Source organism: Microtetraspora malaysiensis (assembly GCF_001528665.1).
GTDB classification, from domain to species: domain Bacteria; phylum Actinomycetota; class Actinomycetes; order Streptosporangiales; family Streptosporangiaceae; genus Microtetraspora_A; species Microtetraspora_A malaysiensis.
Map to the genome: position 1 here is coordinate 482,247 of NZ_BBYJ01000005.1, position 15,159 is coordinate 497,405.

Below are 15,159 nucleotides of genomic sequence, written 5' to 3' on the forward strand. Positions count from 1 at the left end.
CTTTCGGGTCGAGGACTTGACCGGATCAGCTTGGGCGACGGCGATCAGCAGCCGATCAGTACGGTTGGGCGCAGTCGGCCCCTGGCACGGAGGATGGGGGCATGCGAATCGACTTGCTCGGTGTGGTGCGTGCCCTCCGCGACGACGGCAGCCCGGTTGACCTGGGCGGACCCCGCCATCGTGAGGTACTCGCCCGGCTCGTCGCCGCCGAGGGACGGATGGTCACCACCGACACCCTCGTCGATGACCTGTGGACCGTTCCGCCTGCCCGCGCCGTGGGTGCTTTGCGTACCTTCGTCGCCGCGCTGCGCCGTGCCCTCGAACCCGACCGGCCGCCCCGCAATCCGCCGCGCGTCATCGTCACCGAAGGTCCCGGCTACGCGCTGCGCCTGCCGCGCGAGGACGTGGACGTCCATCGGTTCCAGGACACCCTGGCCCGAGCCCGCCGCAACCCCGCCGCGGTGACCGACCTCGGCGCGGCACTCGCGGCCTGGCGAGGACCCGCCTACGCCGATGTGACCGGCTCCGCATGGGCGCAGCGCGAGCGGAACCGGCTGGAGGAATTGAGGTTGGAGGGGGTGGAACTGCGCGCCCGGATCCTTCTCGACTCCGGAGAAGGGGCCGATCTCGTTGCCGAACTGGGTGCCCATGTCGCCGAACACCCGTGGCGCGAGCCGGCCTGGGAGTTGCTTGCCCGCGCGCTGTACCGCACGGGCCGCCAGGCCGACGCGCTTGCCACCCTCCGCCGTGCCCGCGCGATGCTCGTCGACCAACTCGGACTCGACCCCGGTGGCGACCTTCAGCGCTTGGAGACGGACATCCTCAACGGGTCCGCGCCCCCCGAAGGAGCACGTACGGCGTGGACCGGCCCTGGTGTCCGGCTCGGCCCGCGCACCACCGTGGATCTGGCCCGCACCCTCGCACTGGCGGGTGGCGACGCCCTCGTCCGCTCGCGGCGCGACCGCCTCGCCGCCATCCAGGCGGCGGAACGCACGGGAAACCTCTCCCTGACCGCCCGGATCATCGGCGCCTACGACGTGCCCGCCCTCTGGAGCCGGGCCGACGACCCCGAGCAGTCCCGCGCCGTCGTCGCGGCTGCCGAGCGCACGCTCACCGGGCTCGGCCCAGACGGCCCTGCCGACCTGCGCGCCCGCCTCCTGTCCACGGTCGCCGTCGAGAGCCGCAGCGCCGATCTGTCCGGGACCGAGCTGAAGCACGCGCAGCAGGCGGCGCGTCAGGCCGAGGAGCTGGCACGGGACCTGGCCGATCCCGCCCTGCTGGCCTTCGCCCTCAACGGGGTGTTCCTTCAGTCCTTCACCCGCCCCGGGCTCGCGGCGGCACGGAACCGGATCGGCGCCGAGATCCTCGACCTGGCCACCCTGCACGACCTGCCGAACTTCGCCGTACTCGGCCGACTCGTCCGCCTGCAATCCGCCTCGGCCCTCGGCGACCTCGACGCCGCGACCTCGCACGCCAACGCGGCCGACCAGCTCGCCGCCATCACCGAGGCGCCCCTCGTCCCCGTCCTCACCGGGTGGTTCAGGGCCCGGGCCACGGCCGCCCGCAGCACCGAACCCGGCGGACCGACCGCCGCCACGGCAGCAGCGCACTACCGCGCTGCCGAGGACGCCCTCCGGACGGCCGGAATGCCGGGACTGCACCGCGGCCTGTTCCCGCTCGCCCTACTGGGACTGCGCCTGCTGCACGACCGGCCCGTGCCCACCGACCCGCACCTCGACTGGGGCCCGTACAGGCCCTGGACTCGCCCACTCGTGCTGCTCGCCCAGGACCGGGTCGAGCAGGCCCGTACCGCCCTCGCTGCGGTGCCCGAACCACCGCGTGACCACATGCAGGAGGCTATGTGGTGCCTGACCGCCCGCGCCGCCGTACGCCTCGACGAGCGCGGAATCGCCGCGCACGCTGAAGCTGCCCTGCGTGATGCCTGTGCAGAACACGCCGGCGCCGCTAGCGGAATGCTGACCCTGGGCCCGGTGGCGCGGTACCTGGCAGAGGCGGAGGCATGCGCCGGAGCAGGGTAAGCGACCGCAATCCGCGAACGCCGAGCCCGTCCGCGCTCACCCCACGGCCCCGGCGGAATCAGGTCGCCATGACGTTCAGGGGCATCCGTCGCCGACGCCAGGCAGTCGGCGACGGTCTCGACGCCAAGCGTGGTGATCCACTGCCCGTAGGCGTTCACGCAGGGCGCTGTGGCAATCTAGGCGACAGCCCTGGTGATGGTCCCTGCTGTCAACCGCATCGTGGGGGCCGGCGGGCCGTCTGTAACGGCTTGGTGACAAGCGTGACGCTCGGCGATTCGCATAAATGACCAGTTGCGAGAGTTCTGCGAACACCCCGGAGCCGCTCGCGAATCCGCAGGTCGCCGTTCGCAGAACCCCTCTCAAAACCGGCGTGTTGTGCGAGACAGTTCTGACACACTGCCCGGGTGGGTCTGACGCCCGATCAAGCCGCAAACGCGGTAGAACGAAACGACTGTCCGAAGTGTGAAGCCCCGGCCGGCAGCCCGTGCCGCACCCGCGGCGGGAAGACCGCCACGAAGTACCACACCGCCCGCTTCATCCTCGTGCCCGCACTCCGCGAGGAACTCGACGTCCCCGTACCCGAGGACCGAGGTCCGGGGCGGCCATGGAAGCCGGGCCCGCCCGCCCCGTCCCTGCCGACTGCCCCGGCGGCCAAGCCGATCCGGATCGGGTACGCCCGCTGCTCAACCGCCCAGCAGGAACTCGCCTCCCAGCTCACCGCGCTCGAACCGGTCTGCAAGCGGATCTTCTCCGAGAAGATCTCCACCCGCATCAAGAACCGTCCCGAGCTGGAGAAGGCACTGAAGCTGGCGTACGACATCAAGGAGGCCGCCCCCGACCAAGAGGTCATCCTCACCGTCCACGAGCTCAAGCGCCTCGCCCGCAGCGCCGCCGAGCTGATGACCCTCTCCGGCCAGCTCCAGGCCGCCGGCGTGCAGCTCGAACTCCTCACCGGCCCGCTCACCGGCATCTACGACCCCAACGGCATGGGTGCCATGTTCTTCGCCGTCCTCGCCGTCGCCGCCCAGCTCGATCGCAACTACATCCGCGAGAAGACCCTGGAAGGTCAGCAGGCCGCGGCCGCCAAGGGCAACCACGGCGGACGACCCAAGGTCATCGACGAAGACATGCTGACGTTCGCGCAGGCGCTTAAGGACAAGGGCGTCCCCGTGCCCGAGATCGCCAAGAAGATCACGATCAAGACCGGCAAGAACGCCGGGCGACATCCCTCTGTCGCCTCGCTGTACCGCCCCTTCCCCGACGCCGAACCGGACAAGCACGGGTAACCGGCGGGAACGCCCGCCGTCAACGGCGTCCATGACGTCGGTCAATGCTTGACGCCAACCACTGTTCCATTGCTCCCCGAGGCCGTGTACCGGGCGGGCAGGACCGCGAAGCACCACCGGGGCCTGGTCCGCAAGCGGGTCGGCGTAGCCTACGACCAGGCGGAGGCCCCCTCGATCTGCTTGGGCATCCATGACAGCATGAGCCCGCTTCAGCGCGCTGAGCTGCTGCGGCTGCCGGAGGAGCGCGATGGGGACGGTACGACGCTGTTCAACCGGTTGAAGAAGCAGCGCATGATCTGACAGCGGTGTTCCTCGTCGCCCTAGCTAGGGACGCGGCCGCACAACCGTCCTTGTTTCCGGGTAATCGGGCCGGTTCGCCCCGGGCCGACGCGCCTCAGAGGCAACTGAGGACCAGCCGCTCCCCCGCGTTGAGCACGGCCGCGCGCAGCTCGGCGTCGGTGCTGTCGGCACAGCCGGGGTCGGTGGCCGGCCCCAGGCAGGCGCTGAGGAAGCAGGCGACCGCCATCCGGGTGGTCATGTCGGGGTCCGGGCCGCCCAGGGCGCGGCGTACCCGCTCGAAGAGCTCCGCGAGCTCGGGGTCGGACTCCAGCAGTCGCGTGGCGGTCGGGTCCGACATCATCACCTGGTAGCCGAGGCGATTGGTGACCAGGCACTCGGCCATGCCGGCGATGACCGTGCCGGCCCGAGCCCGCTGGTCGGTGTGGCTCTCGGCCAGCTGCACCGCCGCGGCGAGCTGGTCCAGGCCGGGTCGCAACGCCGTGATGACGATGTCGGCCTTGGTCCGGAAGTGGTGATAGACGGCAGCCTTCGTGACCCCGAGCCGGTCCGCGATCATCTGCAGCGAGGTGGCGCCGATCCCGCGATCGGCGAAGAGCTCGAGCGCCGCCGCGAGGACTCCGGCGCGGCCCGGCGCGGCCGGCTTCCATGTGACCATTCTCCCAGCCTAGCGGCTAGTACCTACTAGCCGAACGGCTAGGATGGCGATATCCGCCACGACGCTCTGGAACCACCGTTCCGGCAGACACCACGGGAAGAGCGCCGCATCACGGCTACGACCCACTGAGAAAGGAACCCGTGTCATGAGTGCGCCACACCCCTCCGAGCCCCTCCGAGTCGAGGACACCACCGTCGACCTGCTGGTGATCGGCTCCGGTACCGGCATGGCGACCGCCCTGGCCGCCCACGAGCGCGGCCTGAAGGTCGCCATCGCCGAGAAGACCATCCACGTCGGCGGCTCGACGGCCCGCTCCGGCGGCGCCTTCTGGATCCCCGCCAACCCGGTCCTCGAGCGCGACGGCGCGATCGACTCCGAGGAGCGCGGGGCCGAGTACGTCGAGGCCGTCGTCGCCGGCTCCAGCCCGCGCGAGCGTTGGCAGCCCTTCATCGACAACGGCGCCGAGACCGTGCGGATGCTCGAGCGCACCACGCCGCTGAAGCTGTTCTGGGCCAAGGGCTACTCCGACTACCACCCCGAGAAGCCAGGCGGCAGCGCCGCCGGTCGCTCGGTCGAGTCGCGCGCGTTCGACCTGCGCAAGCTGGGCAAGGAGCGCAGCCGCTTCCAGCCGGCCACGATGGAGGCGCCGCTGCCGATGCCGATCACCGGCGCCGACTACAAATGGCTCAACCTGATGGCGAAGAAGCCGGGCAAGGGCTTCCCCAAGGCGATCAAGCGGGTCCTGCAGGGCGCGGGCGGCAAGGTCATCGGTCGTGAGTACGTCGCTGGCGGCCAGGCGATCGCCGGCGGCATGTACGCCGGACTCATCGAGGCCGGCGTACCGATCTGGACCGAGACCGCACTGACCCGTCTCGTCGTCGAGGACGGCCGTGTCACCGGCGCCGTACTCACCCAACGAGGCCGCGAGGTCACCGTGACCGCCCGTCTCGGCGTAGTGCTGGCCGCCGGCGGCTTCGACCACAACATGGCGATGCGCCAGCAGTACCAGTCGCCCTCGCTGGTCGAGGACGTGAGCCTCGGCGCCGTCGGCAACACCGGCGAGGTGATCCGGATCGCCCAGGAGAGCGGCGCGGCGATCGGCAACATGGAGCAGTCGTGGTGGTTCCCGGCCGTGCACCCGGTCGCCGACGGCGCGATGCCCTCGATCCTGCTGGCCGAGCGGTCGCTGCCCGGCTCCTTCATGATCGACTCCCAGGGCAAGCGCTTCATCAACGAGTCCACCGACTACATGACCTTCGGCCAGACCGTGCTCCAGCGCGAGCGCGACGGCGACCTGGTCGGCGAGATGTGGCTGGTCTTCGACCAGACCTACCGCAACAGCTACGTCTTCGCGGGCGGCTCCTTCCCGCGGATGCCGCTCCCGAAGGAGTGGTACGAGGCGGGCATCGCCCACAAGGCCGCCACCCCTGCCGAGCTCGCGCGCGCCATGGGCGTCCCGGAGTCCGCCTTCGAGGCGACCGTCGCCCGCTTCAACGCCAACGCCGGCGCCGGCACCGACGAGGACTTCGGCCGGGGCAACTCGGCGTACGACCGCTACTACGGTGACCCCACCGTCGTGCCGAACCCCAACCTGCGCCCCCTCGACGGCCGCCACTACTATGCCGTCAAGGTCGTGCTCTCCGACCTCGGCACCTGCGGCGGCCTGATCGCCGACGGCCGCGGCCGGGTGCTCACCGAGGCCGGCGAGCCGATCGAGGGCCTCTACGCCCAGGGCAACACCGCCGCCAACGTGTTCGGAGCCGTCTACCCCGGCGCCGGTGCCACCATCGGCCAGGGCCTGGTGTTCGGCTACATCATCGCCTCCGACGCGGCCGAGCGAGCCGCCGCTGTCTAGTGGCCCGTCACGCAGCCGGGCCGGCGAACCCTCCGGCCGCCACCGTTTGCCCTTGCGGGGCATCAGGTTCAACGGCCCGAACTCGTCCACGCAGATCACCCGCCCATCGGCGGGCGGGTGATCGTAGACGGGTGTGAGTAGTTGAGGTACAGAAAGTGCCGCTGAGATTGATCTTGGTCTGATCTGCCTAGTGCGTGGGGGCTTCGAGCTGGCGGGGCACTGCGCCGGCGCGCAGCTCGCGCAGGTCCGGGATGTGGTTGTAGAGCGTGCCCGGCGAGACGCCGAGCAGTTTGGCGATCGATGTGATCGAGCGGCCCGGGTCGGGCAGCTCCTCGGGAGGGATCTTCAGAAAACGAAGGTTTTTGACAGCTCTCGCGCGCCGGACGGCAGATTCTGGGAGTCCGCGTGAAACCCCCTTGCACAATGGTCAAGAATCGTTGACCATTGCTCGCATGCCTACCGATGATCTTCCCGAGACGTTTCACGTCACCACTGACGAGCAGCTGCGCGCCGTCTCCAATCTCACGCGTCACCGGATCATGGCCGTGCTCCGCTTCGAGCCGGCGACGATTACGCAGATCGCCGAGCGGGTTGGCCTTGCGAAGGGGAGTTCCAGTTATCACGTGCGGCTGCTGGAGCGGGCCGGCCTGGTGAAGGTGGTGCGGACGCGGAAGGTGCGGGGGGTCACCGAGCGGTATTACGCGATGGCCGCGCGGGCGATCGTGCTGCCGGATCCGGGCGAGGGAGGGCCGGATGTGCTGATGCGGCATGCGGTGGCGGACCTGGAGGCGTCGCCGGTGGATGGCGAGCGGCACGTACGGATGGCGCATCTGCGACTCACCGAGGAGCAGTTCGCACAGCTGGGGGCGCGGTTGCAGGCTCTGGCGGACGAGTACCAGGAGCTGTCCGATCCGTCGCTGCCGGACGTGTCGCTCGCCTTCGCGCTGTTCCGGCCGGCGCCGCGCCAGCAGGCCGACGGGGACGCCAAGTGACCTCAGACGTTCGGAAGCTGCCGACCGGGTTCGGACGGCTGTGGACCGCACAGACGATCTCCTCACTCGGTGACGGAGTAACGCATGCCGCGCTGCCGCTGCTCGCGCTGACGTTGACGCGGAATCCGATGGCGCTCGCCATCGTCACGGCCGCGGGGACGCTGCCGTGGCTACTCTTCGGAGTGCTCGGCGGTGCGCTGGTGGACCGCTGGGACCGCCAGCGCACGATGTGGGTCACGGACACGACACGTGCGGTGCTGCTCGGGATACCCGCGGCCGCGGCCGTGCTCGACGTCCTGAACATTCCGCTGCTCGCGGCCGCCGCCTTCCTGCTCGGCCTCGGCGGACTCTTCTTCGATACGGCCGCCACGGCCTATCTGCCGGATCTGCTCCGCCGCGACCCCGCACTCTTGGAGCGCGCCAACTCCCGCTTGCGCGGAGCCCAGACCGCCATGTCCGGCTTCGCGGGGCCGCCTGTGGGCAGTGTGCTGCTCGCGTTCGGGCGGGCGTTTCCGCTGCTCGCCGACGCGGTGTCGTTCATGCTCTCCGCACTGCTCGTACGTACGCTGCCCGCCATGCCCCGGCCCGTGCCGGAGGTCCGCGAGTCGCTGCTTCGGCAGGCACGGGCCGGGGCCTCGTACGTCTTCCGGGACCGGGTGCTGCTCGGGCTTGCGCTCCGCCCGGCGGTCGGGAACGTCGCCTTCCTCGCTGTGGAGACCGTCCTCGCCCTCTTCGCGCACGACCGCCTCGGCATCGACACCTACGGCTTCGGCCTGCTCCTCACGGCGGAGGCCACCGGCGGCCTGCTCGGCGCAGGCCTAGCCTCCCACCTTGGCCGACGACTCGGCACCGGCACCGCACTGACCTGTACGGCCGTCGTCGAAGGGCTTGCCATCCTGGGCCTGGCCGCTGCCCCGAACCCCTACGTGGCCGGCCTGGCGCTCGCCGTCTGCGGGGCTGGCATGGGCGCCACGATGGTGCTCGGGCCCTCCCTCCGGCAGGCGATCGTCCCGGCCCACCTCATGGGCCGGGTCGCCTCCACCTCCCGCATGCTGGCCATGTGCGTCGCCCCTATCGGGGCTTTCCTCGGCGGCTGGCTGGCCACGACCTACGACATCCGCACCCCGCTCTACGCCGCCGGCGTCCTCCTCCTGGTGATGACGGCCGTCACGGCATCCATGACCAGCAACCGCCGGGTCGAAGCCGCGCTGCGTGCCGCCTTCCCGGCCGGCGGTCCAGGTCATCCGGCGTACAAGGATCCCGCCCAGGAGAATGCACCCGACTTGTTGTGACGCCTGCCGCGAAGGCGTCACAACAAGTCGGGTGCCCGGCCCCCGGCGGGGCGCAACGAGTGGCCGGGGCGGTTGGGTGTGCCGGCCGTCAATCCTCGTCGTCCTCGGAGGCGTCCGGGTCCCGGAAGGGGCGCAGGCCCTGGCCGGGGCCGCCAGATCGGCATGACCCCAGCCGCCTACCGGGGCGCCTTCACCCACCGCCCGAGTGCGAAGACTGGTCAGTGGCCGCGCGACTCGGTCCGGACCTGGCGTTTCATAGGTGGTCGCCCGTGAAACACCTCGCCGCGCAGCGGCCCACCTGCGACGATCATGTTTCATGAGTTGTTGCAAACGACTGGACGTCTGAAACACCCTCATGAAACGCTCCGGACTCATGAGCGGCGACTTCAAGCACGTGGAAGCACATGACTGCCCGATGTCCACCTGCGCCGCCCCCGCGGGCTCCCCGTGCCGGACCGGCAAAGGCAAGGTGGCCATCCAGTACCACACCGCCCGCTTCCGCCTCGTGCCCCAACTCGCCAAGACGCTCAGCGTGCCAACCCCGGCCGTACGGAAACCGGGGTCGGTGTGGGCCGAGCTGCCCCGGCCCGTGAGCGCCGACGTCGAACCGGTCGGGCACGTGCGCCTCGGGTACGCCCGCGCCTCGACCGCTCGGCAGTCCCTCGACGCGCAGCTCGACTCCCTCGCCGAATCCGGGGTGACGCGCGTCTTCTCGGAGAAGATCTCCACGCGTGCCGCCAGGCGCCCGGAGTTGGAGGCTGCCGTGAAGTTCGCCGGGGAGATCCGCTCCTCCGGCGTCGCCGTCACCCTGGTCGTACACGAGCACAAGCGGCTCGGCCGCGGCATCGAACTCGCCATGCTCGCCGAAGAGTTGAAGGCGAGCGACGTCTGCCTGGAGTTCCTCACCGGGGAGCTGAAGGGCTCGCACGACCCCTCTGGCATCGTGTTCACCGTGCTCGCCGCGATGTCCGGCATGGAACGCGAGTACATCCGCGACCGCACCCTCGAAGGACACGAGTCCGCCCGCAAGCGCGGCAAGACCATCGGCGGCGCCGGCGTCACCGACGACGACATGCTCTTCACCGCCCTGCGCCTGCGCGATGAGGAGTTGAGCTTGCGTGACATCGCCAAGCGTCTCGTCATCACCACCGGCACGAAGAAGGGACAGCACCCCTCGCCCGCCACCGTCATGCGGATGCTGCGCGAACATGATGAGCAGGCCGCTACTGCAGCGAATCGGCCTGTGTGAGCGTTGCCTGCGTCGGAGAATGCCTGCTCATGGGGGGTTCGGCGCCGTACGCCAGCTCTGATCAGGCCGCTCCGTCCGCCGTCGCCACCTCCTGGATGCTGTCCGGCGCCGCGGTCGGCTTGCTGATCGTACGGAGATCCTCGGTTCTCGGGAACCCAAGGGCGCAAATCCTTCCTCAGCACCCCAACGGCTCGGCGTCGACCCTTGGGTTCGCAGGAACTCTGGGCTTTCCCGGCCCCTGGGGAGTATCCGAACGAAAAATAGCGGTAGACGTCAGGCGATGTGCCCCGGCACGGGACCCTGTGCCGCCTCCGGTGCCTGGTCCTCAGCCGGGATGCTTGGCCATGACCACCAGACCCGGCCCGCTTTGCTCATCCGCAGGGAGCCGAAGTTCGGCGACCGGGCGCAGTCCAGCCTGCTCGATCAGGTCCACGAGTGGTTCCGGCCGCCATTTGTGTGTCGTCCAACGAACGGGTACACCTCCGTAGGCCTCGGTGCGCACCACGTCTTCGTCGCCGACGTGTGTCGCGGTGATGAAGTGTCCGGCTTCAGGGCGCGCGAACAGGGCGAGAACCTGAGGAAGGACGTCACGGGGGAGGTTGACCAGTGATTACCACCCGAGCACGCCGCCAAGGGACGCTTCACCAAGGTCGAGGTCGGTGGCAAGGCGACGCTGAAGCGGCATTGAGGATGAAGACGGCGCGCGTTCTGGATCATGCGAGGAGAGAGATCCACCCCGTACTTGTCGAGTCCGCATTCGGCAAGGTAGGCGGTCACCGCCGCGTGGCTCGGGCGCAGCGGGATGAAGATGCAGGCACAGGCGATGATTCAGCAGGTCGGCTGGCAAACCGACGCCGCGCACGAGCAGTGGCGACGGCAGGTACTTCGAGACGCCTGCATCGAGTACGTGGGGGCATCCCGTCTGTACGTGCGCGCCGAACGCCAGCTGGGCCCGATAATGGCGTCGTGATCAACAGGCGTCTGCGCGTGGTACTGGCCGAGGACTCCGTTGTTCTCCGTGACGGCATGGTCGAGCTGCTCGGCGCCCGCGGGTGTGAGGTGGTGGCCACCGCCGGGACGGCGCCCGGGCTGCTCGCTGCGGTGGTCGAGCACAGGCCCGACGTAGCCGTGGTGGACATCCGGATGCCACCCACACAGACTGATGAGGGCATCCGCGCCGCCGTGGAGATCCGCGCGAGGACGCCCGAAGTCGGCATCGTGGTCTTCTCCCAGCACGTCGAGACCACCTGGGCCTCCCGGCTGCTGGCGGATGGCGCGGCGGGCATCGGGTACCTGCTGAAAGAACGCGTCGCCCGCACTTCCGAGTTCGTGGACGCGCTGTACCGGGTCGCTGACGGGGGCACGGCACTCGACCCGGAGATCGTCACACAGTTGATGCGTGGCGGACAGCGCAGCCGGGTGGACACCCTGACGCCTCGCGAGCGCGAGGTGCTGGAGCTGATGGCACAAGGCCACTCCAACCGCTCCATCGCCGCGCTGCTGGTGGTGTCGGAGCGGGCGGTGGAGAAACACGTCGCCGCCGTCTTCACCAAATTCGGCCTACGGGCGACGGACACCGACAACCGCCGGGTGAAGGCCGTCCTCACCTACCTGGCGGAGAACGGGAGTCGATCGGCCATCACAGACGCGTCGGCAGCTCGGCGGTGACCACAGTCGGTCCGCCGGGCGGGCTGTCGATCCGCAGAGCGCCGTCCACCGCCGCGAGCCGCTCGGCCAGGCCCGTCAGGCCGGTGCCGACGCCGAGCGCTGCACCGCCGCGGCCGTCGTCGCGCACGGACAGGTGGGCCCGGCCGTCGGTCGCGCTCGCCTCGAGTTCGGCCGAGCGGGCACCGCTGTGCTTGGCGACGTTGGTGAGCAGCTCGGCGGCGCAGAAGTAGAGGGCCCGTTCGACCACTTGGTCCGGTCGTTCCGGCAGGTTTAGGCGGACGGTGACTGGCACTGGCGAGGTGGCGATGAGCCCTGGCAATGCCTCGCTGAGGCCGCCGTCCAGCGCCACCGGGTGAATGCCTCGAGTGAGCCGCCGCAGCTCAGTGACGGTGTCGTCGGTCTGGCCGCGGGCGCGGTCCACCAGGGTGCGCAGCCGTACGAGGTCCGGGCCGGAGGCGGGAGCGAGCGCGTCTTCGGCCAGCGAGAGGGTGATGGCCAGAGCGACCAGCCGGGCCTGGGTGCCGTCGTGCAGGTCACGCTCCAGGCGGCGGAGCTGGTCGGTGTTCTGCGCGAGCAGGGTGGCGCGGGCGATCTCCAGCTCGCGGACGCGCCGCTGGGCACGAGCCGGGCCGAGCAGCAGCCGGGCGAGCCGCCGGTTCGCTCCGCTCAGCACCCGAACCGCGCCGGGCACTGCGGACAGGATCACCAGGCCCAGCAGCATGGAGGCGGCATCCAGCCAGGTGGCGGGCCGCGGGCCCGGTTCAAGCAGGCGTCCCCAGAGCGGGAAGCCGATCAGCCAGCCGCAGCCGAGGGGAAGCGCCACGGCGGCGGCGAACCCGAGCACGCCGATCGGCAACCGCAGCACCAGATAGAGCAGCGACCGCCAGGCGATCGGGTCGGTCAGCACGACACGACCATGGGCGACCACGCCCACCGGGCGGGGCAGCCTGGCCGGCGCCTCGACGTGCTCGCCGAGTAACCGGCCGACCAGCTGCCGGTGCAGCGCGCCGAGACCACGCGCGCCCATCAGCGCGGCGGCCACGAACGGCAGGCCGAACACGGTGAGCGAGAGCAGCGTCCCCGCGTAAAGGACAGCAAGTGCGTAGGCCCCGCTGAGCAGGGCGAGCGGCAGTCCGACGACGGCGAAGGCCCATTCGCCGCCCCGGACGGAGAGGTATCGCCGCTGCTCAGCCACGGTCGGCCCCGGGGACCTGAGCAGGCCCACCCGAGGCGGGCGACCCATTGCCGCGCTCAGTCACGGCTACCTCCCACCAGCTCCGCCGCCGGACCGCGAACCGCCCGCAGGCCCGTGGCCAGGATGCCCGGGACGGTCAGCACCGTCGCGCCCGCGGCGATCCACCAGCAGCCGGCCACCGGGAGGGACGGCAACGGCGCCCCGGTCACCGCCGTGCTGAACGCCGCCGACGCGGCGCCCGCGACCGCCGCACCGAGCAGGACCCCCACCGCCGTGGTCAGCACCGCCTCCGCGGTCAGCATGCGCAGCAGCTGCGACCGGGTCGCGCCGACCAGCCGCAGCAGCGCGAACTCGCGGCGCCGGTCGGCGGTCACGGCGACCAGGGTGTTAACGGTGGAGACGGCGGCGAAGCAGACGAGCAGCGCCAACTCGGCCTGACGCAGCCAGACATCCGTGGCGGAAGTGACGCTGGTCGCCGCCGTGCCCGCAGCGTGCTCGGCGGTGCTTGTCATGATCAGCATGGTGCCCGACAGGCCCACGAGCAGTGCGACTGGCACCACGGCGGACGACAGTCGCCGCGCGTACCCGCGTAGGTTGGCGTCGGCCAGCCATCCCGCACCGGGTGCCAGCGCCCGTACTGGCGTGCCCAGCGCGGCCGCCAGGACGCGCGCCGCGAGCGGCCCCGCCAGAGCGACCGCGACCAGCAGCACCAGCGAACCGAGCAACGCCGCCTGACCCGCCTTGTCCACCTGCTCCGCCGGCCGCGTCGCGGCCAGCCGCAGCAGCAGGCCGCCGCCCACCAGCGCGCCGACTGCGGCGAGCAGGCGCAGTGCGCCCGTTCGCCCCTGCTCGGTCGAGCTCGCCGTGAGGGCGGCCGCGGGCGTGATCCGAGAGATCCGCCGGGCCGCGACGGTCGAGGCGGCCAGGCCGACGGCGAGTGCGACGGCCAGCGCGACCAGCATCGGTATCGGGGTCGCCGGCACCCGCACGCCCGGCGCCGCCATCCCCCGCCGCTGCAGCTCGGCGAGGGAGCCCTGGGCCGCCGCGGCGCCGACGATCCAGCCCGGCGCGGCCACCAACAGCGTGGTCACGACGACCTGGCCATGGACCAGACGCCGCGCCTGACGGGGCGTCGCCGCGATGGTGCGCAGCAGGGCCAGTTCCCGGTGCTGCTGGCGGAGAGCGAAACCCAACGCATTGACCACGACGAAGAACGCGACCAGCACAGCGATCTCACCGAAGGCGCCGGCAATCGCCATCAGGCTGGGCCCGGCGGTCGACTTCCGGGCTGCCGCCGGGGCGGTGGCATCCGCGGCGAACAGCGAGCCGAACAGCGTTAGGGTGGCGACGGCGAGGAAGAGCGCGACTGCTAGACCGACGAAGGCAGCCGGACGTCGGCGCATCTGCCCGAGCGCGAGCGAGATCACAGCCCTCCCTCACCCAGCCGACTCAACAATTCGCCGACCTGGGCGGCAGTGGGCCGGTCAAGCTCGTCCACCACCACGCCGTCGGCGAGCAACAACACCCGGTCCGCGTACCCGGCGGCCACCGGATCGTGGGTCACCATCACGCAGGTCCCGCCGTCCATGTCCACACCGGCGCGCAGCAGGGCGAGGATCTCGTGGCCGGTGGCCCGGTCCAGCGCGCCGGTCGGCTCGTCGGCGAACAGCATCGGAGGACGGGAGACCAGTGCCCGGGCGATCGCCACCCGCTGCTGCTGCCCACCGGACAGCTGCCCGGGCCGGTACCGCTCGCGCCCGGCCAGTCCCACCCGGGCGAGCGCGTCCTGCACCCGGCCCCGGTCGGGCCGCTCGCCGGCCAGTCGGCCGGGAAGCTCGATGTTCTGCGCGACTGTCATCGCCGGCATCAGATTGAACGCCTGGAACACGAACCCGACCCGGGTGCGGCGCAGTGCCGCCAGCCGCCGCTCGGGCAGCCGGGACACCTCGGTACCGCCCCACCAGACGGAGCCCCGAGTGGGCCGGTCCATCCCCGCCAGGCACTGCAGCAAGGTGGTCTTACCGGAGCCCGACGGCCCCATCACCGCTGTGAACGTCCCGGGCGCAAAGGCCACCGATACCCCGCGCAACGCCCGCACGGTGGCAGCGCCGCGTCCGTACTCACGGTGGAGGTCCTCCGCCCGTGCGGTGGTTCCTGTCCCGATATCCGTCGCCGTCTCAGCCATGCCCTCATCCTCGGCGGGCGGAGGACGGCGATCGATCGTGCCCGCCCCCGAATCGGGAGTTCGGGAAACCGCACCCCGGTCGCCAGCAGACGACCAAGCAGACCGGCCGGGAGGCACTCACTCAGATGCAACGCGCTCTTGGAGTGCTGCGCGGCAAGCTCAAGACCCACGGGCCAGTGCTCATCGTGGTCGACCAACCCGCCTCCATCGGCGCGCTGCCCGTCGCTGTGGCTCGCGCCGAAGGCTGCCAAGTCGCCTACCTACCCGGCCTGACCATGCGCCGCCTGACTGACCTGCACCCCGGCAACGCCAAGACCGACGCCCGTGACGCGGTTTACGCTGGTCGAGCACGCTTCGTAGCGATCGCGACAGGCGCGGCAGGACGGTCTCGGCCGCGCTGGTTCCGGGAACGACGACCGTCCGGGCTTCTAGCGCGACCGGAA

Annotated in this window: 14 protein-coding genes and 1 pseudogene; 10 read left to right on the forward strand and 5 right to left on the reverse strand. The window is 70.9% G+C overall.

Annotated elements, in window-relative coordinates:
• Positions 1 to 101: 101 nt before the first annotated feature.
• From AWQ71_RS05175 to AWQ71_RS05185, 3 genes are all read left to right on the forward strand, one after another.
• Entirely contained in the window at positions 102 to 2,039 is a 1,938-nt protein-coding gene (locus tag AWQ71_RS05175; protein WP_067127351.1) for an AfsR/SARP family transcriptional regulator, read from the forward strand.
• 404 nt (positions 2,040 to 2,443) lie between these two features.
• The gene (locus AWQ71_RS05180) at positions 2,444 to 3,325 is read left to right on the forward strand and encodes a recombinase family protein (RefSeq protein ID WP_067127354.1); all 882 of its coding nucleotides are present in this window, start codon (positions 2,444 to 2,446) and stop codon (positions 3,323 to 3,325) included.
• 48 nt (positions 3,326 to 3,373) lie between these two features.
• The gene (locus tag AWQ71_RS05185) at positions 3,374 to 3,625 is read left to right on the forward strand and encodes a hypothetical protein (protein ID WP_157570184.1); all 252 of its coding nucleotides are present in this window, start codon (positions 3,374 to 3,376) and stop codon (positions 3,623 to 3,625) included.
• 94 nt (positions 3,626 to 3,719) lie between these two features.
• Here the strand turns inward: AWQ71_RS05185 and AWQ71_RS05190 are convergent, their stop codons facing one another.
• The gene (locus AWQ71_RS05190) at positions 3,720 to 4,280 is read right to left on the reverse strand and encodes a TetR/AcrR family transcriptional regulator (protein WP_067127360.1); all 561 of its coding nucleotides are present in this window, start codon (positions 4,278 to 4,280) and stop codon (positions 3,720 to 3,722) included.
• A 145-nt stretch (positions 4,281 to 4,425) separates the two neighbouring features.
• Between AWQ71_RS05190 and AWQ71_RS05195 the strand changes: the two genes are divergently transcribed.
• Positions 4,426 to 6,135 carry a 3-ketosteroid-delta-1-dehydrogenase gene (locus AWQ71_RS05195; RefSeq protein ID WP_067127364.1) on the forward strand — a complete coding sequence of 570 codons (1,710 nt, stop codon included), beginning with the start codon at positions 4,426 to 4,428 and terminating at the stop codon, positions 6,133 to 6,135.
• Positions 6,136 to 6,322: 187 nt separating this feature from the next.
• Here AWQ71_RS05195 and AWQ71_RS43615 read toward each other — a convergent pair whose 3' ends face one another.
• Positions 6,323 to 6,559, reverse strand: coding sequence for a hypothetical protein (locus tag AWQ71_RS43615; RefSeq protein WP_084258530.1), 237 nt, complete (start codon positions 6,557 to 6,559; stop codon positions 6,323 to 6,325).
• A gap of 28 nt (positions 6,560 to 6,587) precedes the next feature.
• On the opposite strand from AWQ71_RS43615, the gene AWQ71_RS05205 reads away from it, so the two are divergent.
• From AWQ71_RS05205 to AWQ71_RS05225, 5 genes are all read left to right on the forward strand, one after another.
• Positions 6,588 to 7,127, forward strand: coding sequence for an ArsR/SmtB family transcription factor (locus AWQ71_RS05205; RefSeq protein WP_067127370.1), 540 nt, complete (start codon positions 6,588 to 6,590; stop codon positions 7,125 to 7,127).
• On the forward strand, positions 7,124 to 8,419 hold the full coding sequence (locus AWQ71_RS05210) for an MFS transporter (RefSeq protein WP_174550673.1): 1,296 nt from the start codon (positions 7,124 to 7,126) through the stop codon (positions 8,417 to 8,419). The genes AWQ71_RS05205 and AWQ71_RS05210 overlap by 4 nt, the downstream gene beginning before the upstream one ends.
• Before the next feature lie 373 nt (positions 8,420 to 8,792).
• Positions 8,793 to 9,668, forward strand: a complete 876-nt coding sequence (locus AWQ71_RS05215) for a recombinase family protein (RefSeq protein ID WP_067127699.1) — start codon at positions 8,793 to 8,795, stop codon at positions 9,666 to 9,668.
• A gap of 802 nt (positions 9,669 to 10,470) precedes the next feature.
• Positions 10,471 to 10,638, forward strand: a complete 168-nt coding sequence (locus AWQ71_RS41370; RefSeq protein ID WP_157570185.1) for a hypothetical protein — start codon at positions 10,471 to 10,473, stop codon at positions 10,636 to 10,638.
• A complete protein-coding gene (locus AWQ71_RS05225) occupies positions 10,635 to 11,336 on the forward strand; it encodes a response regulator transcription factor (protein WP_067127376.1) in 702 nt (233 codons plus the stop codon). Before AWQ71_RS41370 ends, AWQ71_RS05225 begins: the two co-directional genes overlap by 4 nt.
• Here the strand turns inward: AWQ71_RS05225 and AWQ71_RS05230 are convergent.
• The 3 genes from AWQ71_RS05230 to AWQ71_RS05240 are packed head-to-tail and all read right to left on the reverse strand — an operon-like array spanning position 11,308 to position 14,716.
• Positions 11,308 to 12,579 (reverse strand): sensor histidine kinase, encoded by a 1,272-nt coding sequence (locus AWQ71_RS05230; RefSeq protein ID WP_174550674.1) that lies wholly within the window; start codon positions 12,577 to 12,579, stop codon positions 11,308 to 11,310. The two genes, AWQ71_RS05225 and AWQ71_RS05230, sit on opposite strands and share 29 nt — an antisense overlap.
• 8 nt (positions 12,580 to 12,587) lie before the next feature.
• On the reverse strand, positions 12,588 to 13,958 hold the full coding sequence (locus tag AWQ71_RS05235) for an FtsX-like permease family protein (protein WP_067127379.1): 1,371 nt from the start codon (positions 13,956 to 13,958) through the stop codon (positions 12,588 to 12,590).
• Positions 13,955 to 14,716 carry an ABC transporter ATP-binding protein gene (locus tag AWQ71_RS05240; protein ID WP_067127382.1) on the reverse strand — a complete coding sequence of 254 codons (762 nt, stop codon included), beginning with the start codon at positions 14,714 to 14,716 and terminating at the stop codon, positions 13,955 to 13,957. Before AWQ71_RS05240 ends, AWQ71_RS05235 begins: the two co-directional genes overlap by 4 nt.
• 158 nt (positions 14,717 to 14,874) lie before the next feature.
• Here AWQ71_RS05240 and AWQ71_RS39870 point away from each other — a divergent pair.
• A pseudogene (locus tag AWQ71_RS39870) lies at positions 14,875 to 15,069 on the forward strand (IS110 family transposase); the annotation flags it as partial.
• Between the last annotated feature and the right edge of the window lie 90 nt (positions 15,070 to 15,159).

Coding starts and splice junctions, on each gene's coding strand:
- AWQ71_RS05175 (WP_067127351.1), top strand. CDS start 102: ATGCGAATCGACTTGCTCGGTGTGGTGCGTGCCCTCCGCGACGACGGC.
- AWQ71_RS05190 (WP_067127360.1), bottom strand. CDS start 4,280: ATGGTCACATGGAAGCCGGCCGCGCCGGGCCGCGCCGGAGTCCTCGCG.
- AWQ71_RS05195 (WP_067127364.1), top strand. CDS start 4,426: ATGAGTGCGCCACACCCCTCCGAGCCCCTCCGAGTCGAGGACACCACC.
- AWQ71_RS05205 (WP_067127370.1), top strand. CDS start 6,588: ATGCCTACCGATGATCTTCCCGAGACGTTTCACGTCACCACTGACGAG.
- AWQ71_RS05215 (WP_067127699.1), top strand. CDS start 8,793: ATGAGCGGCGACTTCAAGCACGTGGAAGCACATGACTGCCCGATGTCC.
- AWQ71_RS41370 (WP_157570185.1), top strand. CDS start 10,471: ATGAAGATGCAGGCACAGGCGATGATTCAGCAGGTCGGCTGGCAAACC.
- AWQ71_RS05230 (WP_174550674.1), bottom strand. CDS start 12,579: ATGGGTCGCCCGCCTCGGGTGGGCCTGCTCAGGTCCCCGGGGCCGACC.
- AWQ71_RS05240 (WP_067127382.1), bottom strand. CDS start 14,716: ATGGCTGAGACGGCGACGGATATCGGGACAGGAACCACCGCACGGGCG.